At 72.4% G+C, this 25,021-nt stretch carries 26 protein-coding genes; 7 read left to right on the top strand and 19 right to left on the bottom strand.

The annotated features are described in order from the left end of the window. Window positions 1–88: 88 nt before the first annotated feature. Both argC and OG456_RS29990 read right to left on the bottom strand, forming a co-directional pair. The gene (argC, locus tag OG456_RS29995) at window positions 89–1,117 is read right to left on the bottom strand and encodes an N-acetyl-gamma-glutamyl-phosphate reductase (RefSeq protein WP_266566395.1); all 1,029 of its coding nucleotides are present in this window, start codon (window positions 1,115–1,117) and stop codon (window positions 89–91) included. Window positions 1,118–1,252: 135 nt separating this feature from the next. Then, the gene (locus OG456_RS29990; protein ID WP_266566393.1) at window positions 1,253–1,573 is read right to left on the bottom strand and encodes a hypothetical protein; all 321 of its coding nucleotides are present in this window, start codon (window positions 1,571–1,573) and stop codon (window positions 1,253–1,255) included. A gap of 168 nt (window positions 1,574–1,741) precedes the next feature. On the opposite strand from OG456_RS29990, the gene OG456_RS29985 reads away from it, so the two are divergent. Further along, window positions 1,742–2,188 (top strand): DUF6314 family protein, encoded by a 447-nt coding sequence (locus OG456_RS29985; protein ID WP_266566391.1) that lies wholly within the window; start codon window positions 1,742–1,744, stop codon window positions 2,186–2,188. Between the two features lies 1 nt (window position 2,189). Here OG456_RS29985 and OG456_RS29980 read toward each other — a convergent pair whose 3' ends face one another. The 3 genes from OG456_RS29980 to OG456_RS29970 all read right to left on the bottom strand — a co-directional run bounded on the left by OG456_RS29980 (window position 2,190) and on the right by OG456_RS29970 (window position 4,798). Further along, a complete protein-coding gene (locus OG456_RS29980) occupies window positions 2,190–2,765 on the bottom strand; it encodes a histidine phosphatase family protein (protein ID WP_266566389.1) in 576 nt (191 codons plus the stop codon). A 79-nt stretch (window positions 2,766–2,844) separates the two neighbouring features. Continuing rightward, entirely contained in the window at window positions 2,845–3,294 is a 450-nt protein-coding gene (locus OG456_RS29975; RefSeq protein ID WP_266566387.1) for a GNAT family N-acetyltransferase, read from the bottom strand. A 67-nt stretch (window positions 3,295–3,361) separates the two neighbouring features. After that, window positions 3,362–4,798 carry a PLP-dependent aminotransferase family protein gene (locus OG456_RS29970; RefSeq protein WP_266566385.1) on the bottom strand — a complete coding sequence of 479 codons (1,437 nt, stop codon included), beginning with the start codon at window positions 4,796–4,798 and terminating at the stop codon, window positions 3,362–3,364. On the opposite strand from OG456_RS29970, the gene OG456_RS29965 reads away from it, so the two are divergent. Both OG456_RS29965 and OG456_RS29960 read left to right on the top strand, forming a co-directional pair. After that, window positions 4,797–5,774 carry a DMT family transporter gene (locus OG456_RS29965; RefSeq protein ID WP_266566383.1) on the top strand — a complete coding sequence of 326 codons (978 nt, stop codon included), beginning with the start codon at window positions 4,797–4,799 and terminating at the stop codon, window positions 5,772–5,774. The genes OG456_RS29970 and OG456_RS29965 overlap by 2 nt on opposite strands. Window positions 5,775–5,845: 71 nt before the next feature. Further along, a complete protein-coding gene (locus tag OG456_RS29960) occupies window positions 5,846–6,040 on the top strand; it encodes a DUF1918 domain-containing protein (RefSeq protein WP_266566381.1) in 195 nt (64 codons plus the stop codon). Window positions 6,041–6,055: 15 nt separating this feature from the next. Here the strand turns inward: OG456_RS29960 and OG456_RS29955 are convergent, their stop codons facing one another. Next, window positions 6,056–7,264 (bottom strand): glycoside hydrolase family 10 protein, encoded by a 1,209-nt coding sequence (locus tag OG456_RS29955; protein WP_266566379.1) that lies wholly within the window; start codon window positions 7,262–7,264, stop codon window positions 6,056–6,058. A 175-nt stretch (window positions 7,265–7,439) separates the two neighbouring features. Between OG456_RS29955 and OG456_RS29950 the strand changes: the two genes are divergently transcribed. Beyond that, window positions 7,440–8,300, top strand: coding sequence for a 3-hydroxybutyryl-CoA dehydrogenase (locus OG456_RS29950; RefSeq protein ID WP_266566377.1), 861 nt, complete (start codon window positions 7,440–7,442; stop codon window positions 8,298–8,300). 208 nt (window positions 8,301–8,508) lie between these two features. Beyond that, window positions 8,509–8,766 (top strand): hypothetical protein, encoded by a 258-nt coding sequence (locus OG456_RS29945; RefSeq protein ID WP_266566376.1) that lies wholly within the window; start codon window positions 8,509–8,511, stop codon window positions 8,764–8,766. A 15-nt stretch (window positions 8,767–8,781) separates the two neighbouring features. On the opposite strand, the gene OG456_RS29940 is transcribed toward OG456_RS29945, so the two are convergent. The 10 genes from OG456_RS29940 to infC all read right to left on the bottom strand — a co-directional run bounded on the left by OG456_RS29940 (window position 8,782) and on the right by infC (window position 19,854). After that, window positions 8,782–9,327 (bottom strand): NUDIX domain-containing protein, encoded by a 546-nt coding sequence (locus tag OG456_RS29940; protein ID WP_266566374.1) that lies wholly within the window; start codon window positions 9,325–9,327, stop codon window positions 8,782–8,784. A gap of 74 nt (window positions 9,328–9,401) precedes the next feature. Continuing rightward, window positions 9,402–10,742, bottom strand: a complete 1,341-nt coding sequence (locus tag OG456_RS29935) for a transcriptional regulator (protein WP_266566372.1) — start codon at window positions 10,740–10,742, stop codon at window positions 9,402–9,404. Window positions 10,743–11,026: 284 nt separating this feature from the next. Next, window positions 11,027–12,160 (bottom strand): PP2C family protein-serine/threonine phosphatase, encoded by a 1,134-nt coding sequence (locus OG456_RS29930; protein WP_266566370.1) that lies wholly within the window; start codon window positions 12,158–12,160, stop codon window positions 11,027–11,029. 170 nt (window positions 12,161–12,330) lie between these two features. Then, window positions 12,331–14,841 (bottom strand): phenylalanine--tRNA ligase subunit beta, encoded by a 2,511-nt coding sequence (gene pheT, locus OG456_RS29925; protein WP_266566368.1) that lies wholly within the window; start codon window positions 14,839–14,841, stop codon window positions 12,331–12,333. Beyond that, window positions 14,841–15,965: a phenylalanine--tRNA ligase subunit alpha gene (gene pheS / locus OG456_RS29920; protein ID WP_266566366.1), complete on the bottom strand. Its 1,125-nt coding sequence runs from the start codon at window positions 15,963–15,965 to the stop codon at window positions 14,841–14,843. Before pheS ends, pheT begins: the two co-directional genes overlap by 1 nt. 140 nt (window positions 15,966–16,105) lie before the next feature. Continuing rightward, window positions 16,106–17,260: an ATP-binding protein gene (locus OG456_RS29915; protein WP_266566364.1), complete on the bottom strand. Its 1,155-nt coding sequence runs from the start codon at window positions 17,258–17,260 to the stop codon at window positions 16,106–16,108. A gap of 55 nt (window positions 17,261–17,315) precedes the next feature. After that, complete coding sequence (locus OG456_RS29910; RefSeq protein ID WP_266566362.1) at window positions 17,316–18,158, bottom strand: RNA methyltransferase; 843 nt, start codon at window positions 18,156–18,158, stop codon at window positions 17,316–17,318. Window positions 18,159–18,330: 172 nt separating this feature from the next. Then, on the bottom strand, window positions 18,331–18,714 hold the full coding sequence (rplT, locus tag OG456_RS29905; protein ID WP_266566360.1) for a 50S ribosomal protein L20: 384 nt from the start codon (window positions 18,712–18,714) through the stop codon (window positions 18,331–18,333). Window positions 18,715–18,811: 97 nt separating this feature from the next. Further along, the gene (rpmI, locus tag OG456_RS29900) at window positions 18,812–19,006 is read right to left on the bottom strand and encodes a 50S ribosomal protein L35 (protein ID WP_100597076.1); all 195 of its coding nucleotides are present in this window, start codon (window positions 19,004–19,006) and stop codon (window positions 18,812–18,814) included. A 116-nt stretch (window positions 19,007–19,122) separates the two neighbouring features. Further along, the gene (gene infC, locus OG456_RS29895) at window positions 19,123–19,854 is read right to left on the bottom strand and encodes a translation initiation factor IF-3 (RefSeq protein ID WP_266569484.1); all 732 of its coding nucleotides are present in this window, start codon (window positions 19,852–19,854) and stop codon (window positions 19,123–19,125) included. A 349-nt stretch (window positions 19,855–20,203) separates the two neighbouring features. Here infC and OG456_RS29890 point away from each other — a divergent pair, with 349 nt between their 5' ends. Further along, window positions 20,204–20,575, top strand: coding sequence for a DUF1844 domain-containing protein (locus tag OG456_RS29890; RefSeq protein WP_266566358.1), 372 nt, complete (start codon window positions 20,204–20,206; stop codon window positions 20,573–20,575). A gap of 13 nt (window positions 20,576–20,588) precedes the next feature. Here the strand turns inward: OG456_RS29890 and OG456_RS29885 are convergent, their stop codons facing one another. Continuing rightward, window positions 20,589–21,320, bottom strand: coding sequence for an SseB family protein (locus tag OG456_RS29885; protein WP_266566356.1), 732 nt, complete (start codon window positions 21,318–21,320; stop codon window positions 20,589–20,591). A gap of 95 nt (window positions 21,321–21,415) precedes the next feature. Between OG456_RS29885 and OG456_RS29880 the strand changes: the two genes are divergently transcribed. Continuing rightward, window positions 21,416–22,384, top strand: a complete 969-nt coding sequence (locus OG456_RS29880) for a serine hydrolase (protein ID WP_266566354.1) — start codon at window positions 21,416–21,418, stop codon at window positions 22,382–22,384. A gap of 11 nt (window positions 22,385–22,395) precedes the next feature. Here OG456_RS29880 and mycP read toward each other — a convergent pair whose 3' ends face one another. Then, window positions 22,396–23,565: a type VII secretion-associated serine protease mycosin gene (gene mycP / locus OG456_RS29875; protein ID WP_266566352.1), complete on the bottom strand. Its 1,170-nt coding sequence runs from the start codon at window positions 23,563–23,565 to the stop codon at window positions 22,396–22,398. Further along, window positions 23,562–24,917, bottom strand: a complete 1,356-nt coding sequence (locus tag OG456_RS29870; protein ID WP_266566350.1) for a hypothetical protein — start codon at window positions 24,915–24,917, stop codon at window positions 23,562–23,564. The genes mycP and OG456_RS29870 overlap by 4 nt, the downstream gene beginning before the upstream one ends. Window positions 24,918–25,021 lie beyond the last annotated feature (104 nt).

Raw genomic sequence — 25,021 nt, 5'->3', positions numbered from 1 at the left:
TGGGACTCCTTGTTCGCTTCTCCGCCCGCGCGGCACAGCGGCGCGGCTTTCGTACCCGTCTGCGGCCCGGCGGCCGCGCGTGCGTCGCTCACGGCGCGACTCCGATCGTGGTGAGCCCGGTGGTCTCGTCGAGGCCGAGGGCGATGTTCATGCTCTGGAGGGCGCCGCCCGCGGTGCCCTTGGTGAGGTTGTCGATGGCGCTGATCACGATGATCCTGCCGGCCGCCGAGTCGTACGCGACCTGCACCTGCACGGCGTTCGAGCCGTACACCGAAGAGGTCGCGGGCCACTGCCCCTGCGGGAGCAGGTGCACGAACGGCTCGTCGGCGAAGGCCTTCTCGTAGACGGCCCGTACGCTCTCGGCGCTCACGCCCGGCTTCGCCTTGGCGCTGCACGTGGCGAGGATGCCGCGCGGCATCGGGGCCAGCGTCGGAGTGAAGGAGACGGAGACCGGCACACCGGCGACCGCGCCCAGGTTCTGGATCATCTCGGGAGTGTGCCGGTGACCGCCGCCCACGCCGTACGGGGACATGGAGCCCATGACCTCGGAACCGAGCAGGTTCGGCTTGGGCGCCTTGCCCGCGCCGGACGTCCCGGACGCGGCGACGATCACGGCCTCCGGCTCGGCGAGCCCGGCCTGGTACGCGGGGAAGAGCGCGAGGGAGACGGCCGTCGGGTAGCAGCCGGGGACCGCGATGCGCTTGGTGCCCTCCAGCGCGGCGCGCGCACCGGGCAGCTCGGGGAGCCCGTAGGGCCAGGTCCCGGCGTGCGAGCTGCCGTAGAACTTCTCCCAGTCGCCCTCGTCCTTCAGCCGGAAGTCGGCGCCCATGTCCACGACGAGCGTGTCCTCGCCGAGCTGCTCGGCGACGGCGGCGGACTGCCCGTGCGGCAGCGCGAGGAAGACCACGTGGTGGCCGGAGAGCACCTCGGCGGTCGTCGGCTCGAGGATCCGGTCGGCCAGCGGCACCAGGTGCGGCTGGAGCGCACCGAGGGGCTGCCCCACGTTCGAGTTGCCGGTCAGGGCGCCGATCTCCACATTGGGATGAGCGAGCAGCAGACGCAGCAGCTCTCCGCCCGCGTATCCGCTTGCCCCTGCCACTGCTACGCGTACCGCCATGGAACCCTCCTCTTGGATGGCATGACTATACGCATGAATGCACGTTTATGCAATGCGAGTGATCACCGCGGCCGGGGGCGATGCCGGTGCCGCCGTGTTCGGGGTGGATGAGACAGGCGACGGCGGTGTTCTCGATCATGCCGAGCGCGAGGCCCGTGGGGTCGGCGACGCGGTCCGTCCAGAGGCAGGCGCCGTCATCCGCGACGAGGGTGTGCGGATCGCCGCCAGCGGCGCCGCGCAGGAGCTCGCTCCCGGCCGCCGGGACACGCCGAGCCGGCGGTACAGGCCGGTGACGGCGGCTTCGGCGCGCGCCCGGTCGACGGGGCGCGTGGACAGTGCGTGGCGGAGCCGGTCGGCAGCGGCGATCTGCGCCGGCTCGACGCGCTCGCCGGAGTCGCCGGAGGAGCGGGGAGGGGTGGACGTGATCTTCGAGGGTCCCCTGCGGGGACGCGTCACCGGGCTCACCGGAGGGTGGCGGTGTCCGCCTTTCCAGTCGTCATGCGGCAGGGCGTGGCAGAGGCCGCGCGGGTGGCGCAGGGGATTTCCGGCGGCGCGACCCCGTCGCCGGGCGGTCCCGGCAGGCGGCAAAATGGGGAACCCGGGCAACGAGATGGGTGGGACGACATGAGTGAGGCCTGGCCGGTTCCCGACGTGCTGGCCCATCTGGCGGGCCGGTGGCACGTCGAGCGGACGGTGCGGGACCTCGCAGGCGACGCGGTCGGCACCTTCTCCGGCACCACGCAATTCACGTCCGACGACGCGGGCGGGCTGCTGCACCACGAGGCGGGCACCTTCGTGTGGCACGGCACCGCCCGGCCCGCCGAGCGCAATCTGCTGTTCCTGCCGGGCGACGCTCCCGGCACGGCCGTCGTGCGATTCTCCGACGGCCGCTTCTTCCACGACCTGGACCTGCGCACCGGCCGCCACACGGCGGACCACCCCTGTGCGGCGGACCTCTACCGCGGCGCGTTCGAGGTGACAGGACCGGACGACTGGCGGATGGAGTGGCGGGTCAGGGGCCCGGCGAAGGACCTGGTGCTCACCACCGCGTACACCCGCGCCGCGCCCTGACTCACACCGCGGCGTCGAGCCGCACGCTCCAGCGGCCCGCGCTCCCCGTGAGGACGGCGGCCGACAGGGGGCGTACGTCGATGTTCCAGTACGTCGACGGGGGCGCCTTGAGCGCGTAGACGAGCGCCGCCCGCACGACGGCCGGCTCGGCGACCGCCACGACGGTCGCGCCGTCGTCGTTCGGCCGCGTGTCGAGCCAGCCGCCGACCCGCGATATGAACGCGAGCAGCGACTCCCCGCCGTGCGGCGCCGCTCGCGGGTCGCGCAGCCAGGCGTCGACGGCGCCCGGCTCGACGGCCGTCACCTCGGCGAGCGTGCGCCCGCGCCAGCGGCCCATGTCGCAGTCCCGGAGGGCGAGTTGGGCCAGGGGCGCGAGGCCGAGCGCCTCGGCGGTGCCGCGGCTTCGGGCGGTGGGCGCGCAGTAGCGCAGCTCCGCCGCGGCGAGTGGCACCAGCGCGGGGGAGGCCAGCTCCACCTCGTGCCGGCCGGTGTGGTCGAGGGGCCGGTCGTCGTCGAAGCGCTCGGCGAGCAGCGAGGCGCTGCGCGCGGCGGCGAGAAGCGTCACGCGAACGGGCATGCGGTGATCGTGGGGCGTGCCACGGCTGCGGTCAAGAGTCCACGGGGCGTATGCCGGCCGCATGCGCCCCGCCGCGCGCTCACCGCAGGGTCAGCACCATCCAGTTCTCCGGCTCGGCGAGCGCCGCGAAGCCCACCTTGTCGTACACCCCGTGCGCGTCCCGTGTGGCGAGCATGATGCGGCGCAGGCCGAGCGGCTCCAGGTGGCCGCGGACGGCGGCGACGAGCGCAGTGCCCACGTTCTTGCCGCGGACGGCCCGGTCCACGTAGACGTCGCAGAGCCAGGCGAACGTGGCGTGGTCGGTCACGACACGGGCGTACGCGACCTGCTCGCCCGAGGTGGCGTCGTACACCCCGAAGTTCAGCGAGCCCGCGATCGCCCGGTCCTGGTGTTCGCGGGCGCGGCCCATGGCCCAGTAGGCGTCCGTGGAGAGCCATTGGTGCACGCGGGCGGAGTCGACGCGGGCGGCGTCGGTCGAGATCTCGTAGCCGTCGGGGAGCACGGGGGCCGTGGTGTGTGTGTCGGTCATGACGCGAGATTTGCAGGCGTCGCCGGTGTCCGTCGAGCAGGTTTCGGGCGCTGGTACCTCCCGTCGCCTACTCGAATACCTCGTCGCACGCGGTCCGCAGCCGGCGGACGCCCTCCGTGATCTCCGCGGGCCCGGCGACCGCCGCGAAGCTCAGCCGGATGTGCGGGGCCGGTGGCTCGGCGGAGAAGTAGGGGCGCCCGGGCGCGACGGCGACGCCCGCGCGCAGCGCCCCCGCGACGAGCGCCGCCTCGTCCGTGCCGTCGGGCAGCCGCGGCCACAGCAGATAGCCGCCCAACGGCACGTACCCCACCGTGAGTTCGGGCAGGGTGGTGCGCAGGGCCGCCGTCATGGTGTCGCGGCGCACCTTCAAGTGGGCGGCCACCGTGCGCAGATGGCGCGGCCAGGCCGGCGAGCCGACCAGTTCGAGGGCGGCCTCCTGGAGCGGGCGCGGCACGAAGAAGTGGTCGACGACCTGAATCGCGCGCAGCCGTTCGAGGACGGGGCCGCGCGCGGCGAGGCAGCCGATGCGGAAGCTCGGCGAGGTCGCCTTGGTCAGGGAGCAGACATGGACGACGACCCCGTCGTGGTCGTCGGTGGCCAGCGGCCTGGGCAGCGGTCCCGCGTCCTCGTGGACGAGGCGGCGGACGAAGTCGTCCTCGATGATGAACGCACCGGCCTCGCGCGCGATCCTCAGCACCTCGGGGCGCCGCTGAGCGGAGAGGACCGCGCCCGTGGGGTTCTGGAACAGCGGCTGGCACACGAACACACGCGCCCCGGTCGCCCGGAACGCCTCGGCGAGCAGCTCCGGACGCACCCCGTCCGTGTCGACCGGCACGGGCACGGGCCGCAGCCCCGCCGCGCGCGCGATCGCCAGCATGCCCGGATACGTCGGTGATTCGACGAGGACGGGGGCGCCGGGCGGGGCCAGGGCGCGCAGCGCGGTGGCCAGGGCGGACTGACCACCGGACGCGATCAGTACCTCGGCGGCGGTGATGGCGCCGCCGATGCCGCGGGCGAACCACTCGCGCAGTTCGGGGATGCCGTCGACCGGGGGCCGACCCCACGCGCCGGGGCGGCGGCCCGCGCGGGCCAGAGCTGCGGCCATGGCGCGTTCCGGCTGGAGCGAGGGGTGCAGATAGCCGCCGTTGAACTCGACGACACCCGGTGGCGGGGCGGAGAGCGTGACCAGGACTCCGGAGGCATCCACGGCCCTCGGCACCAGTTCGGTCGCGGAGTCGGCGCTCAGCGCCAGCGCCTGCCAGGAGGTGTCACCGGCCGGGTGTGTCGCGGCGCGGGGCTCCGCGCGGAACGCCCCGGCCCCCGGACGTGTCACGACAAGGCCCTCCGCGGCGAGCTGCGCGAGCGCGCGTGACACGGTCACCGGGCTCACCCTGAACCGTTCGACGAGAGCCCGGCTGGACGGCAGCTTTCCACCGGGAGAGTAGCGATCCAGCTCCTCCCGCAGCCGTTCCGCCAGCTCACCCACACTGCTACGCTCATGCATGAGGACAGAGAATAGCGCTACTACCGCCACCCGGATAGCAGTTGACGCGAACGCGGCCCCCGCCGCGGGCACCGCGACACGTCCTGGCCCCACCCCCACCACTCCCCTCACCGCGAAGGCGACCCGTGGTGGGACCGTCCTCGCCGCGCTCGGCGTCACCGCCTTCTCGCTCACCTTCCCCGCCACCGCCTGGGGACTCGAAGGGTTCGGGCCCTGGAGCCTGGTCACCGTGCGGAGCGTCCTCGCCGCCGTGATCGCCGGCTCCTGTCTGCTCGCGCTGCGCGTCGCCGTCCCCGAGCGCCGCCACTGGGCCGGTCTCGCCGTGGTGGGCGCGGGCGTCGTGCTCGGGTTCCCGCTGCTCACGACCCTCGCCCTGGAGACGGCCACCACCGCGCACTCCGCCGTCGTCGTCGGCCTGCTGCCCCTGACGACGGCCCTGTTCTCGGCGCTGCGCACCGGCGCGCGGCCCTCGCGCAGCTTCTGGATCGCGGCGTGCGCGGGCGCCGCCGCCGTGATCGCGTTCACCGTGCAGCAGAGCGGGGGCACGCTCACGACCGCCGACCTGTACCTCTTCGGCGCGCTCCTCATCTGCGCCGCCGGCTACACGGAGGGCGGCCGCCTGGCCCGCGTGATGCCGGGCTGGCAGGTCATCGCCTGGGCACTCGTGATGTGTCTGCCGCTCACCGTGCCGGGGGCGCTCGTCGCGCTGAGCCACGAGCCGGTGCACCTGACGGGGCACGCCGTCGCGGGGCTGCTCTGGGTGGCCGTGGGCTCGCAGTTCGTGGGCCTGGTCGTCTGGTACCGCGGCATGGCCGTCATCGGCATTCCCAAGGCCAGCCAGCTCCAGCTGGCCCAGCCCCTGCTCACCCTGGTCTGGTCGGTGTTCCTGCTCGGCGAACACCTCTCCCCCGCCGCGCCCCTGACCGCGGCGGCCGTTCTCGTGTGCATCGCGGTGACCCAACGATCCCGCGGCTGAGGGTCCCCAACCCCGGAACCCGGTCCTACCCTTGAGGTACGGGTCGACGAGGGACGAGGAGGTCACTCACGATGCGAGCCACCAAGGGCGACCATCTGCGGGTGCACGGCAGGACCGTGGGCGAGCACGACAAGGTCGCGGAAATCGTCGAAATCATGGGCCACGACGGCGAGCCGCCGTTCAGGGTCCGCTTCCAGGACGGCCACGAGGCGGTGATGTCACCGGGTCCCGACTCCGTCGTGCAGCACGAGGAGCCGGCCCCCTAGTCACACCCGGCCCTCTCAGTAGTGGTTCTCGACCACCCGGGCCATGGCACCGATCCGGTCGGCGCCCACCTCCTTCGCCGAGAAGAACACATGTCCGTTCACCTGCGGATAGCGCTCGGCGAAGGTGAGGTGGCGGGAGAGTTCGGCCGGATCCTGCCACGCGGCGGGCTGCGCCGGATCGCCCGCCTTGTAGAGCGCCTCGCCCGCGTAGAGGCGCACGCCCGTCCCACGTGCGACGTCCGACCACCAGGGCACGAGCTTCGCGTAGTCCGCGGCGGCGAAGCCGATGTTCCAGTAGATCTGCGGGCAGATGTAGTCGATCCAGCGCTCGCGCACCCACTTGCGGGTGTCGGCGTGCAGGTCGTCGTACGTCTGCACCCCGGCCCGGGTGTCCGAGCCGAGCGGGTCCGTCGCGGCGTTGCGCCACACACCGAAGGGGCTGATCCCGAACTGGGTGCGCGGCCTGATCCGCTTCACGCTCGCGGCCATCTCGCGCACGAGCCGGTCGGTGTTGTCGCGCCGCCATGAGGCCCGGTCCGGGAAGTTCCCGCCGTGGGCCGCGTAGGCGTCGTCGTCGTCGAAGACCTGGCCCGCGACCGGATACGGGTAGAAGTAGTCGTCCCAGTGCACGGCGTCGATGTCGTAGCGGCGGACGGCGTCGAGCATCGCTTCCTGGACGAACTCGCGAACGTCGGGCAGGCCCGGGTTGTAGTAGAGCTTCCCGCCGTAGGGGACGACCCAGTCGGGGTGCCGGCGGGCCGGGTGCGTGGACACGAGGCGGGAGAGGTCCGTGTGGTTCGCGATGCGGTAGGGGTTGAACCAGGCGTGCAGTTCGAGCCCGCGCCGGTGCGCCTCCGCGACGGCCGTGCCGAGCGGGTCCCAGCCCGGACTCTCGCCCTGTACCCCCGTGAGGACGTCCGACCAGGGCTCGTACGGGGACGGCCACAGCGCGTCGGCCGTCGGCCGTACCTGGAAGACCACGGCGTTCAGGTGCCTGCCCACCGCCGTGTCGAGGTGGGCGATGAGCTCCGTACGCTGCTGCGCGGCGCTCAGGCCCGCCTTCGAGGGCCAGTCGAGGTTGGCCACCGTCGCCAGCCACATGCCCCGCATGTCGCGGGCCACCGGAGCGTGACGGGACCCGGCGGCGGCCGCGTCCCCTGCGGCGAGCCCGGTCAGCGCGGCCGCCGCCGCGACTGTGAAGCCCCTGCGTGACAAATGCCTCATCCGCCCACCCGATGGCCAACAGGCCCGGCCGTTCCGGGCCGCACTGGGGACAGCATGCCCGACCCGGCCCGCCGTGTACGGGAGGTTCCGAGTAACGTGCAGGGCCGAGGCAGGCGCCGGAACCCGGGGGTCCTGCCGGCCGGAGAACAGCGAAAGGCACGAGGTGACCGACCCTATGGGGGACATCCAGCGCGTCGGAGTGGTGGGCTGCGGCCAGATGGGAGCCGGGATCGCAGAGGTCTGCGCCCGCGCCGGTCTGGACGTCATGGTGGCTGAGACCACCGGCGAGGCCCTGGAGATCGGCCGTACCCGGCTGCACAACTCCCTCTCCAAGGCGGCCGAGCGCGGCAAGATCAGCGCCGAGGAGCTGGCCGAGACCCTGGCCCGCCTGAGCTTCACCACCGACCTCGGGGAGTTCTCCGACCGGGACCTCGTCATCGAGGCCGTCGTCGAGAACGAGCAGGTCAAGACCGAGATCTTCCAGGTGCTCGACCAGGTCGTCACCCGGCAGGACGCCATCCTGGCGTCCAACACCTCCTCGATCCCGCTGGTCAAGCTGGCCGTGGCGACCTCGCGCCCCGACCACGTCATCGGTATCCACTTCTTCAACCCGGCGCCCGTACAGAAGCTCGTCGAGCTGATCCCGGCCCTCACCACCTCCGAGGGCACCATCAGCCGCGCCCAGTCCCTCGTCGAGAAGATCCTCGGCAAGCACGCGATCCGCGCCCAGGACCGCTCGGGCTTCGTGGTCAACGCGCTGCTGATCCCGTATCTGCTCTCCGCGATCCGGATGTTCGAGTCGGGCATCGCCAGCCGCGAGGACATCGACAACGGCATGGAGCTCGGCTGCGCCCACCCCATGGGCCCGCTCAAGCTCGCCGACCTCATCGGCCTCGACACCGTCGCCTCGGTCGCCGACTCGATGTACGCGGAGTTCAAGGAGCCCCTGTACGCCGCTCCCCCGCTGCTCCAGCGGATGGTCGACGCGGGCCGTCTCGGCCGCAAGACGGGCTCGGGTTTCTACCAGTACTCGTGACCGCGCGCGGTTCCGCACCGCGTTGACTCTGCGTAGTCGAAAGTTCGGGCCCGGCACTCTTCGGAGTGCCGGGCCCGAACCGTTCGCACACCGTGTGCGCACCGGGCCCGCATATGCCCATCGCACACTCTCCCGCCGTACCCACCGGGCGAGTTGACTTCCCGTGCGTAAGGCAACGGATCTGCCGACTACGGAAAGGAGCCGACCCGTGACCGCCGACCCCGAGCGTCCCGTGGTCCCGGAAGAACTCGCGGAGTTACGCCGCAGCCTCGATGTGGGTCTCGCCCGCGTCGACGGCAAGCTGGCGTTGCTCACCCAGCGCGATGAACAGAGCGTCAAGGACCAGGACGATCTGAGCACCCGGGTCGCCCAGCTCGAGCACACCCGATGGCCGCTGCAGGCCGTCGCCGCGATCACCGCGGCCGGCGCGCTCGCCCTTGCCGTCTGGCAGGCGTTCGGACGCTAGCGCCTTTCCTCCGGGTCAGGCCGGGGTGTCCTGCCCCAGCCTGAGATGGTGCAGCATCAGCAGTGCGGCCGCCATGTTGGCGGCCGGGACCTCGCCGCGGGCGACCATGTCGGGGACGAGCTTGAGAGGGACCCACTCCCTGCGGTCCGACTCGAAGTCGTCCTCGGGATGGCCGACGTACGAACCCTCCTCGGCCCAGTAGACGTGGTGCCTCGCGTCCTCGAGACCGTTGGACGGCTCCACGCTCATCAGATGGCGTAAGGGTCCCGGCCGCCAGCCGGTCTCCTCCTCCAGTTCCCTGGCGGCCGCGGCGGCGATGTCCTCGCCGTCCTCGATCACCCCCGCCGGGAGCTCCCAGCCCCAGCTGTCGGTGATGAAACGGTGCCGCCACAGGAGCAGCACCTCGTTGGCCTCATTGACCACGGTGGCCACGGCGACCGGCCGCAGCCGTATGACGAAGTGGTCGAGATGCCGGCCGTCCGGGAGCTCGACATCCGCGAGATTGACCCGGAACCAGCGGTTTTCATACACCGTCTGTTCGTTCTGTTTCGTCCACTGCACGGTTCTGCCACCTTCCGCCGAGTTAGATGGCAATATCGCAGCAGCGGAGCGTGAGAGAGCGGTGCAGGTCGGACTCAGAGCGGTACGCGCAGTGCCCCGTCGATGAGTTCGGCGGCCTCGGCCGTGCCGGCACAGCCGTTGCGCACCAGGTGTTCGCGTACCGCCCGGAGTCTGTCGCGCAGCCGCTGGGACTCCATTCCCCGCGCCCGTTCGGCCATCTCCACGGCGATCGCGACGGCCTTCTCGGCGTTGCCCTGTCTCAGCTCGATCTGGCTGAGCATGGCGAGGCGGTGCACCCGCCCCCGGTCGTGGGCGGGGTTGTGCACGGCCGCCGCCGCGTGTTCACGTGCCGAGGTGAGGTCGCCGAGGCTCAAGAGGGCCTCCGCCACCTGCACGTTGACGAGTCCGGGCTGGACATAGCCCGTCTCGTCCGGTTCATGGCCGCGCCGGATGCGGTCGGCGGCCGACTCGGCACGCCGGATGCAGGACAGGGCGCTGCTGCCGTCGCCGAGGTGTGCGTACGCCTTGGCCTGCATCGCGTACAGATCCGAGGCGAGCGCCGGCGTGATGTGCCGCCCGGCGGCCCGCAGCGCGGCCTCCGCGAAGGCCACCGACTGCCGGTACTGCCTCATGTGGAGCGACTGGTTGACCAGGAGGGCGATGACATAGGCGCCGAGACCGCGGTCACCGCTCGCCTTGGCGAGGCGTAGGGCCTGGTGGAAGTAGCGCTGGGCGAGGCCGTGCGCGTCGGAGTCGTAGGCGCAGATGCCCGCGATGGCGACCAACCCGCCGGTGGCGCGGTGCAGTTGGCGGCCCGTCTCGTCGGTGTAGCTGCCGCGCAGCAGAGGCGCCGCCTCCGTGTTGAGGAAGCCGACGATGCGGGTGCGCGTCGCGATGCCGCCGGCCTTGCGGTACATCTGCTCGTAGTGCGTGCGGGCCGAGCGCATCATCTCCAGGTCGGCGGCGCTGACCCGGTGGCGCCCGCCGCGCGACACGTCGGTGTCCTCGGGCGGGTTCTCCCACTCCCATACGGGCATCACGGCCGGGGTCCCCGTGACGGCGGGGGCGCCCAGTATGTGGGGCCGCTGCTGTTCGTCCGAGCGCCACAGGGCGGTGGCCCGCTCGACGAATCCGGACAGACTCTGGCCGTGCGGGGTGGCCGGTTCGCCGGGCATGCCCAGGCCGATGTCGTCGAGGGTGACGGGGCGGTGCAGGCGGGCGGCGAGGACCTCGCAGATGAGGTCGGGCACCTGGCCGCGTGGCCGCTGGCCCTTCAACCACCGTGCGACGGCGGTGTGTTCGTAGCGCAGGGCGAGCCCCCTGGCGCGGCCCGCCTGGTTCACATGTGCGGCGAGGCCCGCATGGGAGATCCCGGCCTCGTCGAGTATCGCGTCGAGCAAGGTGTTGGGCTGCATGGAGGGCCCTCCGGTGGCTCGGTGCCGTCAGCGTAGTGGAGCGGGCTTCACACGGGGTGTGAACGGAGTGCCCGAATCCGGGTGTTGCGCACTCTTTTGTGGTGTGATGCAACTCGATTGACTGAACTGCCTCGCAAGAGGCCGGCCGGGCCGCCGGCTCCCCCTCGTACAGTGCGGCGGCCCGTTTTGCGCCGTCCGACCGGCTGCCTGCCCGACACTCCGCGGCCGGCGGACGGCGCGCCCCGGGAGGAGAGCCCCGGGGTCAGGTCACGCGGTGTCCACGTTCACTTGGCAGCACTGTGGACGCGGAGCTCCCCGTGCTGCAAGGGGACTCGCTTGCGGTCGTTGCGCAGGACGAGGAGCGCGGCGTCGTCGTCCTGCAACCCGCCTGTGTGGCACAGGAGTTGGGCGTACACGGCACGGATGACGGCCTGGGGGACGACCGGCTGGACGCGGACGGCCTCGGCGAGCGCGGCGGGCAGCGGGAAGAACCGGCCGCGGGCGTCCCGCGCGTCCTCGAGCCCGTCGGTGTGGAGCAGCAGCCCCTCCCCGGGAAGAAGCCGCCCGCACGCGACGACCGGCAGTTCGGCCGGCAGCGGGAACGGGCCGAGCGGCGGCAGGGGTTCACCGCCCCCGACCAACTCGGCGTAGCCACGCGCCACGGCCGCGGGACCCGCATGGCTGCGCAGCAGATACGGCCACGGGTGCCCGCAGTTGAGGGCGAGCACCTCCCCGTCCTGCCGGATCTCCAGGAGCAGCACGGTGACGAACTCCTCCGCGACCGGACTGACCGGCTCGGCGCCGCCGGCCGCGGGGTGCTCGTCCCGCGACCGCTCGCGCAGATGCCGGGCCATGGCCCGCTCGAGTCGCCTCAGTACGCAGGTCAGTTCGGCCTCGTCGTGCGCGGCCTCGCGGAAGCTGCCGAGGACGGCGGCGACGGTCGCCAGGGCGGCGAGGCCGTGCCCGCGGACGTCCCCCATGACCACGCGCACGCCGTGGTCGGTGGCGATGACCTCGTAGAGGTCGCCCCCCACGGTGGCGCCCCGGTCGGCCGAGAGATGTCCTGCCGCGATGGCCAGGCCGTCGATGCGGGGCGGCAGCGGGCGCAGCAGCACGTTCTGTGCCGCCCCCGCGATCCTGCGCAGCTGCCGCAGCTCACGCTGGAGGCCGCGCCGCACATGGAGTATCAGACCGGTGCCGACGGCGAAGAACACGGCGCTCGACGTGATGCGCGCGCCGAGTCCGGTCTCCTGCGCGAGCGGGCACGCCAGCTTGAAGGTGATCGCCACGGCGCCCCAGGCCGTGGGCAGCGCCAGATCGAGCGCGCGGCGCACGCGAAGGGAGCGGGAGCGGGTGAGCCGGGATCTGAAGGAGGTGCGGGGTGGTCGGGAGGGCGTCCTCGGATGGTTACGGATCATGCCGACGGCCTCCCTAAGGCCCTGTTCAGCGCGGTCGGCCCTGCGGCCGCAATGATTCTGTCGAGCGTCTGCCCCGCTCGGAGCGGATCACCGCCACTTCTCACCCGAACGAGTGAGGGGCACCTCCGGTGGTCCGGAGGTGCCCCTCACTGCGTCTCGCTCTGCCGGGATCAGGCCCCGCGCAGCACCGCCCCGGTGCGCTCGGCGGCCAGCGCCACCGCCGCGTCGCGGGCCGCGGACGCCTCGTCGACGGTCAGCGTGCGGTCGGTGGCACGGAAGCGCAGCGCGTAGGCGAGGGACTTGCGGCCCTCACCGAGCTGCTCGCCCGTGAACACGTCGAACAGGCGGAGGGACTCGAGGAGTTCACCCGCCCCCTCGCGCAGCGCCTTCTCCACGTCGGCGGCCGGCACGGAGGCGTCGACGACGAGCGCGACGTCCTGCGTGGCCACGGGGAACGTGGAGATCCGCGGCGCCTGGAGCGCGCCGGTGCCGGCCCGCTCGACCAGGTCGAGGTCGATCTCCATGGCGCAGCTGCGCTCGGGCAGGTGCAGCGCCTTGATGACACGCGGGTGCAGCTCACCGGCGTGGCCGACGAGCGTCTCCGCGCCGTCCACCACGGCGAACAGCGCGGCGCACCGGCCCGGGTGCCAGGGCGCGTGCTGGTCGCCGCGCACGATCAGCTCGACACCGGCCTCGCGGGCGATGGTGCGGGCCGCCTCGACGGCGTCCGCCCAGTCGGCAGGCCGGCCGTTGCCCCACCAGCCGGCCTGCTCGCGGGCGCCCGTGAGGACGACCGCGGCGTGGCGCGGCTGACGCGGCAGCGCGGCGTCGAGGCCGGCGATCTCCTCGTCGGTGGGACGCCGGTCGACGGGCAGGCGGACGGCCTGCGGCTCGTCACCGGTCGGCCGGAAGACCAGGCCGGTCTCGAACAGCGCCAGGTCGTGCGAGCCGCGGCCGTCGTTGCGGCGCAGCGCCTCCAGGAGGCCCGGCAGCATTGTCGTACGGAGCGCGGGCTCCTCGTCGGAGAGCGGGTTGACCAGCTTGACCGTGGTGCGGCGCGGGTCGTCCTGCTCGATGCCGAGCTTGCCAAGCGTCTCGTCGCTGATGAACGGGTAGTTCAGCGCCTCGACGTAACCGGCGCCGGCCAGGGCGCGGCCCACGCGGCGGTGGAGCCGCTGGCGCTCGGTCAGGCCGCGGCCCGCCGGGGGCCTCGGCAGCGTCGAGGGCAGGTTCTCGTAGCCCTCGAGCCGGATGACCTCTTCGGCCAGGTCGTTCGGCTCGACCAGGTCGGGACGCCACGACGGCACGGTGACCGTCAGGTTGTCCTGGCCGTAGACGTCGCAGCCGACCTGCTGGAGGCGGCGCACCACGGTCTCGCGGCCGTACGTGACACCCGCGACCTTGTCGGGGTGGTCCGCCGGGAGCGTGATGGTGTGCGGCGCGGAGGGCGCGATGACCTCGGTGACGCCGGGGTCGGCGGTGCCGCCCGCGAGGAGCACGAGGAGGTCGACGGTGCGCTGGGCCGCGGCGGACGCGGCCTGCGGGTCGACGCCGCGCTCGAAGCGCTTGGACGCCTCGGAGGACAGCTTGTGGCGGCGCGCGGTGCGGGCGATGGAGACGGGGTCGAAGTGCGCGGCCTCGATGACGACGTCGGTGGTCCCGGCGTCGGCGTCGTGGTCGGCGATCTCCGTGTTGGCTCCGCCCATGACGCCCGCGAGGCCGATGGGGCCGCGGTCGTCGGTGATCACCAGATCCTCGGCGTCGAGTACACGCTTGGCGCCGTCGAGGGTGGTGAACTTCTCGCCCTGCTCGGCCCGGCGCACGCCGATCGCGCCCTGGACGAGGGAGCGGTCGTAGGCGTGCAGGGGCTGGCCGAGCTCCAGCATCACGTAGTTGGTGATGTCGACGGCGAGCGAGATCGGGCGCATGCCCGCCTTCTGCAGCCGGCGCCGGAGCCAGATCGGGGAGCGGGCCTCGGGGTTGAGGCCGGTGACGGTGCGCGCGGTGAAGCGGTCGCAGCCGGCCGGCTCGGAGATCCGGACCGGGTAGCCGTTCGCGTTGGGCGCGGGCACGTCGAGGAGTGCCGGGTCGCGCAGCGGCAGGCCGTACGCGATGGCGGCCTCGCGGGCGACACCGCGCAGGGACAGGCAGTCGCCGCGGTTGGCGGTGACGGCGATGTCGAGAACCTCGTCGACGAGCTGCAGGAGCTCGATCGCGTCGGTGCCGACCTCGTGCTCGGGCGGCAGGACGATGATGCCACCGGAGCCGTCGTCGCCCATGCCCAGCTCGTCGCCGGAGCAGATCATGCCGTGCGAGGTCTTGCCGTACGTCTTGCGCGCGGCGATCGCGAAGTCGCCCGGGAGCACGGCGCCGGGCAGGACCACGACGACCTTGTCGCCGACGGCGAAGTTACGGGCGCCGCAGACGATCTCCTGCGGCTCGCCCGTGCCGTTGGCCCGGCCGACGTCCACGGTGCAGAAGCGGATGGGCTTCTTGAAGCCCTCCAGCTCCTCGATGGTCAGCACCTGACCGACGACGAGGGGGCCCTTGAGGCCTGCGCCGAGCTGCTCGACGGTCTCGACCTCGAGGCCGGTGGCCACGAGCTTCTCCTGCAGGTCACGGCCGGTCTCGGTGGCGGGGAGATCGACGTACTCCCGCAGCCAGGAAAGCGGGATACGCATCAGATCTCCATCCCGAACGGCCGGGTGAACCGGATGTCACCCTCGACCATGTCTCGCATGTCTTCGACGTTGTGGCGGAACATCAGCATCCGCTCGATGCCGAACCCGAAGGCGAATCCGCTGTACTTCTCGGGGTCGATGCCCGCCGCGGTCAGCACCTTGGGGTTGACCATGCCGCAGCCGCCGAGCTCGATCCAGCCCTCGGAGGAGCAGGTGCGGCACGGCCGGTCCGGGTTGCCGACGGACTCGCCGCGGCACACGTAGCAGACCATGTCCATCTCGGCGGACGGCTCGGTGAACGGGAAGAAGTTCGGCCGCAGGCGGGTCTTCATGCCCTCCCCGAAGAGCGCCTGGACCATGTGGTCGAGGGTGCCCTTGAGGTCCGACATCGTCAGGCCCTCGTCGACGGCGAGCAGCTCGACCTGCATGAACACCGGAGTGTGCGTGGCGTCCAGCTCGTCGGAGCGGTACACGCGGCCCGGGCAGATCACGTAGACCGGCGGCTCGCGGTCGAGCATGGACCGGACCTGCACGGGGGACGTGTGGGTGCGCAGGACGACGTTCGACTCGGTCTCGCGGCCCTTGGGGCCCTCGACGAAGAACGTGTCCTGCATACCCCGCGCCGGGTGGTCGGGGCCGATGTTCAGGGCGTCGAAGTTGAACCACTCCGCCTCGACCTCGGGGCCCTCGGCGACCTCGTAGCCCATGGCCACGAAGACGTCCTCGATGCGCTCCGAGAGCGTGGTCAGGGGGTGGCGGGCGCCGGCCGGGGTCCGGTCGTAGGGCAGCGTGACGTCCACGGCCTCCTCGACCAGGACGCGCGCGTCGCGCTCGGCCTCGAGCTCAGACTGGCGGGCGGCGAGCGCCTTGCTGACGGCGCCGCGGGCCATGCCGACGCGCTTGCCGGCCTCGGCCTTGGCCTGCGGGGGCAGGGCGCCGATCTCGCGGTTGGCGAGCGACAGGGGCGAGGTGCCGCCGGTGTGGGCGACCTTGGCCTCCTGGAGCGCGCCGAGGGAGTCCGCGGCCGCGAAGGCGGCGAGCGCCTCGTCCCGCATGCGCTCGATCTCTTCCGGTTTCAAGGCCTCGACCTCAACAGGGTCGTACGACTTATTCGGTGCCGACATCTCTTCCCGTGCTTCCGGTTGGTTTGGCGGATGGTCCCCGTCCACGACTCGGAGACGATTCGTCTCAGGATTGGGACGCAAAGTGCCAAACACCGAGTCTAACGGGGGTGGGGTGTGCCGATGTGCCCGTGGGGGCCCGCTCAGGCGTTCAGGTACGCCGGGGCCCCCACGGGCAACGTAAATCGGAACTGTGCGCCGCCGCCGGGCGCGCGACCGACCGTGATGGTCCCGCCGTGGGCCTCGACGATGCCCTTGACGATGTACAGGCCGAGTCCGGTGCCGCCTCGCTTGCTGCCCCGCCAGAAGCGGGTGAAGACGCGGTTCATGGACTCCTCCGGGATGCCTGGCCCCTCGTCGCTCACGGTGACCGACGTGCCGGCGCACTCCCGCTCGCGGGGTGATGCCGAGGGCATGACGTCGATGGTGACCGTTCCCTCGCCATGGCGCACGGCATTTTCCAGAAGGTTGCTGAGCACCTGGTCGATCTTGTCCGGGTCGGCCCAGAGGTCGGGCAGGGGCTGTTCCACCCGGACGAGGAAGCGGTCGGCCGGCTGTCCTGAGGCGACGTGGGCCTGGACGTGGCGGGCCACAGCGGCGCCGATGTCGACGGGCTGGCGGCGCACTTCGAGGCGTCCGGAGTCGATGCGGGAGATGTCGAGGAGCTCGGCGATGAGGCGCGTGACGCGGTTCGCGTCGGCGTCGACGGTCTCCAGCATCAGCTTCTTCTGGTCGTCGGTGAACCGCTCCCACTTCGCGAGCAAGGTCGCGGTGAAGCCCTTCACCGACGTGAGGGGCGAGCGCAGCTCGTGGGCGACGGTCGCGATCAGCTCGGCGTGGCTGCGCTCGGTGCGGCGGCGGGCCTCGGTGTCACGGAGGGAGACGACGACGCGACGGACGGGGCCGGTGGGCGCGGTGCGGACATAGCGCGCGGAGACGAGGACCTCTCGCCCGCCGGGCAGCAGCAGATTGCGCTCGGGCTGGGCGAAGCGGGTGGCGAGGCCGCCGTACGGGTCGGTCAGCTGCCACCAGCGGCGGCCTTCGAGGTCCTCTAAAGGGAGCGCGCGCTCCAGGGGGTGGCCGAGGGCGTCGGCGGCGGGGACGGCCGTGATGCGGACGGCCGCCGCGTTGAAGCAGATGACGTGCCCGGTCTCGTCGGCGACGACGAGTCCGTCGGGCAGGTCGTCCGGGTGGAGGCCGCTGTCGGCGAGGGTGGTGAGGTCGTCGGGGCCGCATCGGGGCGCGGGCCGGCGCAGGGTGTCCCGTGCCCCCGGTGCTCTGCTCGTGCCGACGCTCATATCCCCGTATCCCACCTCTCGGAAGGGCGCTGTGGCCTCCGAGCTCGCCACACTACTAGCTGGGGGTGACGGAGCGGCACCCTCCGGGGGCTCGCTGTGCGCGCGCGGAGGCGTACAGGCAGACGGCGGCGGCCGTGGCGAGGTTCAGGCTCTCGGCCTTGCCGTGGATCGGGACCCGCACCACGGCGTCGGCGAGCTCGCGGGTCTCCTCGGGGAGCCCCCAGGCCTCGTTGCCGAAGATCCAGGCGGTGGGGGTGCCCATGGTGCCGCGGTCCAGCTCGGTGTCGAGGTCGTGCTCCCCCGCGCCGTCGGCGGCGAGGATGCGTACGCCCGCGTCCTTGAGCCCCTGCACGGCCCGCTCCACGGGTACGCCGACGGCGACCGGCAGGTGGAACAGCGAACCGACGGACGCCCGCACCGACTTGGGGTTGTACAGGTCGACGGACGCGTCGGTCAGGACGACGGCGTCGGCGCCCGCGGCGTCGGCGCAGCGCAGGACGGTGCCGGCGTTGCCGGGGTCGCGGACGTTGGCGAGGACCGCGACGAGCTTGGGGCGGGCGGCGAGGACGTCCTCGAACGGCGTGTCCAGGAAGCGGCAGACCCCGACGAGGCCCTGCGGGGTGACGGTCGTCGAGATGTCGGCGATGACGTCCTCGTCGGCGAGGTGCACCCGGGCGCCGGCGTCGCGCGCCTCCGCGACGATGTCGGTGTAGCGCTCGGCGGCATCGAGGGTGGCGAACAGTTCGACGAGAGTGTCCGCGTGCCCGGCGGCCTCCCGCACGGCCTGTGGCCCCTCGGCCAGGAACAGCCGCTCCTTGCCCCGGAAGTTCCGCTTGGCAAGCCGTCGCGCGGCACTGACGCGGGACGACTTGGGGGAGATCAACTCGGGGCCGACCATGAACTCACCTTCGGGGGGCAGAAGTTGAACAGGGGCGGGGCGACGGGCCCCGGAAGGGGCGCGGGGAACTGCGCGAACAACCCCCACCACCCCGCAACCGACAACGGACGCACTCGGACCCGCAAGCCAAGTGACTTGCGGGTCCGAGGAGCATCCGGCTGAAAGCGGAGCGTCACGCAGCCTTGGGCGCGTTCACGTCGGCCGGAAGGGCCTTCTGCGCAACCTCGACGAGCGCGGCGAACGCGTTCGGGTCGTTGACGGCCAGCTCGGCGAGGATCTTGCGGTCCACCTCGATGTTGGCGGCATTCAGACCCTGGATGAGGCGGTTGTACGTCATTCCGTTCTCGCGGGCAGCGGCGTTGATGCGCTGGATCCACAGACGGCGGAAGTCGCCCTTGCGCTTCTTGCGGTCGTTGTAGTTGTAGACCAGGGAGTGGGTGACCTGCTCCTTGGCCTTGCGGTACAGGCGCGAGCGCTGACCGCGGTAACCCTTGGCGGCCTCGAGGACTGCCCTGCGCTTCTTGTGGGCGTTCACTGCCCGCTTGACGCGTGCCACTTGTTAACTCCTTGTAGCGGGGCCGCGGTTGAACTCACACGACCCGAAAACGAATTGGTCCCGGTCCGAGCTCCGGCGCGCTGGTGCGCGCCTGAACTCACTTGCCGAGAAGCTTCTTGATCTTCTTGGCGTCGCCCGGGGCCAGCTCGACCGTGCCGGTGAGGCGGCGCGTCACGCGGGACGACTTGTGCTCGAGCAGGTGGCGCTTGCCGGCGCGCTCACGGAGCACCTTGCCGGAGCCGGTGATCTTGAAGCGCTTGCTGGCACCGCTGTGCGTCTTGTTCTTCGGCATAGCGCCGTTCTCTCCTCGTCAGTGGCGCTCCCTGCCGGTCCGGGGTGCGGACCGGCATGCGGAACGTCCAGATGTATCGGTTGGCATCCGGTCCGTACGGGCTGTACGTGGCCGGATCAGGCCTCGGCGGAAGCCTCGGCCGTGGCCTCGTCGGCAGGGGCTTCGTCGCTCGCCTCGGCCGGGGCCTCTGACTCCGACTCCGACTCCGCGGCGTCGTCGCTCGCCCGCTGCGTGCGGCCGTGCGTCGGCAGCGCCTTCTGCTCGGCCTTGCGGGCCTCCTGGGCCTCACGAGCCTCGGCCATGGCCTCGGTCTTCTTCTTGTGAGGACCCAGAACCATGATCATGTTGCGGCCGTCCTGCTTCGGGTTCGACTCGATGAACCCGAGGTCCTCGACGTCCGAAGCGAGACGCTGCAGCAGTCGGTAGCCGAGTTCCGGCCTGGACTGCTCGCGACCACGGAACATGATCGTGATCTTGACCTTGTCGCCCTGCTTGAGGAACCGGACGACATGACCCTTCTTGGTGTCATAGTCGTGCGGGTCGATCTTCGGCCGGAGCTTCATCTCCTTGATGACCGTGTGCGCCTGGTTCTTGCGCGCCTCACGGGCCTTCATGGCCGACTCGTACTTGAACTTCCCGTAGTCCATGAGCTTGCAGACAGGGGGACGGGCTGTCGCCGCCACCTCGACGAGGTCGAGGTCGTACTCCTGAGCGAGCTCAAGGGCCTTGGCAAGCGGAACAATCCCGACCTGCTCGCCGCTGGGACCGACAAGTCGCACTTCGGGAACGCGAATCCGGTCGTTGATGCGGGGCTCGGCGCTGATGGATCCTCCTCGGTAGCACCACACGACGGTCTGGCGGACCGCCGCGTAACGTCTGTTTCGTAGTACCAACCGCACCGAAACACAAAAAATGCCCCGGACGGTACACAGGCGGGGCTCCAAGGACTACCGGAGCACCGACGCGTATGACCGCGGGGCGCACATCGGACGGCTCCATCGTCCGTACGGAACGATGGGGGCCATCTGACCGGTGACCCGCCGCCCCTGAGGAGCAGCAAGGTGGGAGATCGGAGCCTCCACTTGTGGGCCGGTCACTCAAGCCAGTGGCATGCGTGTCCGGCCGGTCGTTACACAAGGTTAGCAGCTCTCGGGGGGTGGGCCCAACCGAGTGCGCGGGCGGCATATCGTGGGGCACATGAATGACGCCACCCCCGCCGCCGAAAACGCCGAAAACACTGATTACGACGCCCTGACCCGGGACATCGCCGAGGTCCCCGCCGTCGAGGTGATCGTGACGGTCGCGGTCAACCTGATGAGCGCCGCCGCGGTGAAGCTCGGCCTCACCGAGGAGGGCGACGCCCACAAGGACCTCGACGAGGCCCGCAAGCTCGTGCACGCCCTCGCCGGCCTGCTCGACGCGAGCACGACCGAGATCAGCTCGTTCCACGCGGCCCCGCTGCGCGACGGTCTGAAGTCCCTGCAGCTGGCGTTCCGCGAGGCGTCCTTCGTGCCGGACGAGCCGGGCCAGGGCCCCGGCGAGAAGTACACGGGCCCGGTCTACGGCTGATCGTCCCGGTAGTTCACGCGCGTACGTAGAGGGGCTCGCCGGGTGGCGTGGTCCCGGCCGGCAGAAGTGCCAGGTCGAGACCCCGCACCAGGCGGGCCCTCAGTGTTTCGTCGGCGGCGATGCGCCCGGCGACGGCGCGGGCGGTCTCGGCGGGGGCGGCCGACGGGTCGAGGACGAGCGCGAGGATCCCGTCGGCGCTGCCCGGGCCCAGGTGGGCGCGCAGGACGCCCGGCTCGGCGGCTACTGCGGCACGGATCGCCTCCGTGACGGCCGGGTCGGCGCGGGGGTCGGCGGTGGTGCGGCCCTCGTTCGCGGCGCGCAGGGCGGCGCCGCTGAGCTCGTACGCGACCGGGCCCGCGAGGTCGATGACGACGGTGTCGGCCTGCTCGTGCGCGGCGGCCTGGAGCGCCTGGTGCAGGGGGACGGCGACGGGGCGCGCCTCGGGGTCCCACAGCGCGAGGGCCGCGGTGGAGGTGAACGCGGGCAGGGCCTTGCGGTCGCCGGCCTTGAGGGTGGGCACGGCCATGTCGCTGGTCTTCTCGCGGCGCAGCCCGTTCTCGTCCTCCTCCACCTCGCCGAGTACGGCGACGACGGGGACGAGGAGCCGGGCTTCCTTGAGTGCCGCGAGGACCGGGCCGTGCGCGGTGCGGTCCTCGGCCCACGCCGCGAGGGCCGCGCTCAGACGCGGGTCCGCGGAGCCGTCGTCGTCGGAGAAGCCGGGGTCGGGAATGTTCTTGTTCGCCACGTTCACCGACCCTACCGACCCGGCGGCGCGATCTTCTCAGCGGACCCAGAGCCTGGTCTCACGGTGCGCACAGGACGGGCGCCGAGCATCCGGGCATGCACCGGAACGGACTCGCGGCGTGGGCCGCCCTTCTCACGGGAACGCTCGTGGGGACCCTCATAGGCTGCTCGCCGGGCGGGGCGGGGCAGGCGGTTCCGGTCGCCGCCACCGCGTCGGCGCCCTCTTCCGGGGTGGCCTCCGCATCCGCACCCGCACCCGCCGAGGAGGCCTCCGTGGACCGTGACGACGCGCTCGCCAAGACACTGAAGCCCCTGCTTCCGGAAGGTGACGCGCGGGTCTCCGTGGCGGTGGCCGCGCTGGACGGGGCGACGGACCGCGCCGTGTACGACGGCACGTCCGCGTTCGACACCGCGAGCATCGTCAAGGTCGACATCCTCGCGGCGCTGCTGCTGCGGGCGCAGGACGCGGGGCGGGCCCTGACCCCGCAGGAGCGCGCGTACGCGACGGCGATGATCGAGAACAGTGACAACGCGTCGGCGACGGCCCTGTGGGAGGCGATCGGCGGCGCGGACGGGCTCGACGCGGCGAACCTGACGCTGGGGCTGACCGGGACGAGGGCGGGCGCGGGCGGCGAGTGGGGTCTGACGCAGACGACGGCGGAGGATCAACTGATGTTGCTGCGGGCCGTGTTCGGCACGGAAGACACGAAGAGCACAGAGGGCGCGGCGGGCGCGGAGGGCGCAGAGGGGGGCACAGAGGGCGCGGACTCGGGGCTGAGCGAGGCGTCGCGCGCGTACGTCGCCGGGCTGATGGGGCGGATCGCGTCGGACCAGCGGTGGGGTGTGTCCGCGGCGGCCGACTCCGCGTCCGTGTGTGCGCTGAAGAACGGGTGGCTGCCGCGCAGCGCTACCGGGCTGTGGGACATCAACAGCGTCGGGCGGGTGTCCGTGGGCGGGAAGCGGTATCTGGTCTCGGTGCTCTCCGACGGCAGTACGACCAAGGAGGCGGGGGTGGCGCTGGTGGAGGGGGTCGCGAAGGCGGCCGTCGCCGTCCTCAGCGGCTGAGGCCCGGCAGGTCAGCGGACCGTGCGACGCCCGCGCCACAGATAGACGGCGGCCGCGAGGAGCACGACGCCGAGGCCTCCCGCGAGGGGGCCCACCCAGCCGGTCGAGGCGTCGGCGTCTGGGGTGTCGGGTCCCGTGCCGAAGAACTTCTGCGAGTACGTGGTCGAGCGCAGGCCCTCGGGCTTGAGGGAGTCGCCCTTGCGGATCGCGGCCGCCGGGTCGACGAAGCCGAAGCCGAGGGAGTCGTCGCGGCCGCCCGAGGGGGCGTCGCGGGCGGTGCCCTCGAGGAGCTGCTTGATCTGCGCGGGCGTGAGCCCCGGGTGGGCGGCGCGGACCAGCGCGACGGCTCCGGAGACGAAGGCGGAGGCGGCGCTGGTGCCCCAGCCCGAGTAGTACGTGCGGTCGGGGTCGGCGATCGCGATGGCGTTGCCGGGGGCGCTGACGGAGGCGTACCAGCGGCGGGTGGAGAAGGGGGCGCGGTGGAGGTAGCGGTCGACGGCGGTGGCCGTGATCACTCCGGGGTACGCGGCCGGGTAGGAGATGTGGTCGCCCTTCTTGCCGCCGTTGCCCGCGGAGGCGACGACGACGGAGCCCTTCTTCAGTGCGTACTGGACGGCGGCGTCCTCGGTGGCTTCCGGGTGGGCGGTGACGGAGTCGTCGCCGAGGGAGAGATTGATGACGTCGGCGCCGTGGTCGGCGGCCCAGCGGATGCCGTCGGCGAGTGCGCTGCCCCGGCTGGAGCGGGCTTCCTTGCGGGCCGGGTCGCCGTCCTCGAGGATCACGCGGACGGGCAGGATCTTCGCCTCGGGGGCGATGCCGAGTACGCCGTCGTCGCCGCCCGGGCCGTGGCCGTGACCGGCGATGATCCCGGCCATGGCGGTGCCGTGCCGCGCCCAGGAGCGGTCGCCCCGCTTGGCTCCGAAGCCGACGAAGTCCTTGGCGGGCAGGACGTTGCCCTTGAGGTCGGGGTGGGTTTCGTCCACACCGGTGTCGAGGACGGCGACCGTGATGCCCTTGCCCTTGGTCGTGCGCCAGGCCTCCTCGGTGTGCATGGCGTCCAGGCCCCACTGCTGGGCGCGGACGGAGTCGGCGTGGGCGGTGGTCGACGGGAGCAGCGCGAGGGCCGCGGCGGCCGTGAGCGCGGTGGCGGCGTTCCGCCAGGCGGCGGCCGTGCGGGTCACGACGGCTCCTCGGTGGCCTTGGCGACGGCGGCGCGCAGGCTTCGTTCGACGCGGTCGGCGATGCCCTGTGCCTCGTGGCCGAGACCGGCCTGCGCGGGGGTCGTGACGCTGCCGGACTTCATGGCCTCGGCGGCGGGCTGCGGGTCGGTGACGGTACGGGCGTCGGCGAAGCCGGAGACGGCGTAGGCGACGACCGGGGCGTCGGTGAGGACGGAGATGGTCCAGGAGGCGCGCTGGGCGTCGCCGAACCCGGCGGCGAGGGTGCCCTTGGCCGCGTACGGGTGGGGCATGAGGTCGTTCCTGCGGTCGAGGCCGTCCTCGGTGAACCGGGTGCGCAGTGCCTTCATGGCCTCGGTGTCCGCCTTGGTGAACAGCAGGCCGACGGTGGTCACATGGCTGCGGGTGGCGTCGGTGTAGGTGGCGCGCAGGAGGCGCAGGCAGCCGGCGGGCGCGAGCGCCTTTTGCAGCAGCGGGTCGAAGGCGTTGTCGCAGGTGCTGTCGGGGGCGACGGCGATGCGTGTCCAGGTCCGGTCGGCGCCGCCGGGTCCCGCTCCGTCGCCCTTGATGACGGGCGGGAAGAGCCGGTCGACGGGGACGCTGTGCCAGAGGGTTCCGGCGGCGGCGTACGAGCTCGGCGAGCCGATGCTGCCGCCGCTGTCGCCGGTCAGCCAACTCCCGGTCGCCGCGCCGCCGATGAGGCCGAGCCCGAGTACGGCGCACGCCGCGGCGGTCGCGACGCGGGGCCGTATCCGGGAGCCGATGGGGCGCAGGCGGGTGGTGCTGTCGTCGTACGAGGCGGGGCGGGCGAAGAACACGAAGGGGCGGCCGGTGCCGGGTCCCGGGGTGAGGTCGACGGCTCCGACCGGGCGCCTACCGACGGGGGGCTCGCCCGGGATGCGCGGGGGCGCGGCGGGGCGGGGGACGGTGGCGTGCGGTTCGCCGGGAGCGCGCGGCGGCGGGGCGGGGTGGCGGGGGGCGGCTGCCGCGGGGGGTGTGGCGGGGCGGGGCGGGAGCGGGCCGTCGGCGCTCTGCACGGCGGTGTCCCTGATCGGGCGCAGCCGGGTCGTGGTCTCCGTCGGGCGCTCGGGCGGCAGGGGGCCGGCCCCGGGGCGCGTGGCGGGCGCCGGCCTGTCGGACGCGGGGGCCGCGGGCGCGCCCGGCACGGGCGGGGTGTCCGGGAAGCGGGCCGAGGCCGGGGGCGGCGGAGGCGTGTGGTCCGGCGCCGGGGTGGGCGCGGGGCGCGGGGGTATCGACGCGTCCTGGCCGACGGAGGCATCGGCCAACTCGTCGCGCGGCGTGGGCGGCTGGGAGGGGCGCGGCGGGATCGGCGCGCGGCGCGCTTGCGTGCTCATGCCTCCCCGTTTCCGTCCCGTTCTCGTCCTGCGTGCGCGTCACTCTACGGGCTGACGCGGCTTCGCAGGGAACCCGTATCGCAGGTCAGGACGATCTGCCCGGA

The sequence above is a fragment of the Streptomyces sp. NBC_01446 genome, from assembly GCF_026340095.1.
In the GTDB taxonomy this organism is placed as follows: Bacteria; Actinomycetota; Actinomycetes; order Streptomycetales; family Streptomycetaceae; genus Streptomyces; species Streptomyces aureus.
Note: the sequence above shows the minus strand (reverse complement) of the source record. Positions and strands in the feature narration are given on the sequence as shown.